At 75.3% G+C, this 498-nt stretch carries 1 protein-coding gene; it reads right to left on the bottom strand.

What is annotated here, in order from left to right; all coding sequences use genetic code 11:
- The coding region (locus D3D02_RS19125) for a M20/M25/M40 family metallo-hydrolase (protein WP_121571367.1) at positions 1 to 498 on the bottom strand (498 nt) is incomplete at both ends.

Genomic DNA, 498 nt, shown 5'->3' with positions numbered 1-498 from the left:
GGACGAACTCGCTCGCGGCCGCCAGCGCGTCCGTCCGGTCGTCCATCGGGGTCGCGCCCGCGTGGTTCGCCTCCCCGTCGATCGTCGCCTCGCAGTGGGTGATCCCGGTGATCGTCGTCACGACGCCGGCCGCCGCGCCCGCCGCCTCCAGCGTCGTGTCCTGCTCGACGTGGAGTTCGTAGAACGCCCCCCACGACGCGGGGTCTAGCGTCGTCGGCGCGCCCTCCGCGTCGGTCGGCGTGGCGGCGTCGACCGCGTCCCCGCCGCGGTAGCCGATCCGGTCGAGCGCCTCGCCGAGCGTCTCCCCGTCGCCGTCCGACAGCGCGAGCGCCTCGTCGAGCGCCAGCTCGCCGGTCGCGATGGTCGACCCTAACAGGCCGTTGCCGAAGGTGCCGCCCTCCTCCTCGGTGAAGCTCACGACCCCGACCGGGCGCTCCGGTTCGACGCCCTCGTCCCGCATCGCGCGGACCGCCTCCAGCGCGGCGTACACCCCGAGCG

Source organism: Halobellus sp. Atlit-38R, from assembly GCF_003665925.1.
GTDB lineage: Archaea > Halobacteriota > Halobacteria > Halobacteriales > Haloferacaceae > Haloquadratum > Haloquadratum inordinatus.
This window is presented reverse-complemented; position numbering and strand designations above follow the sequence as displayed.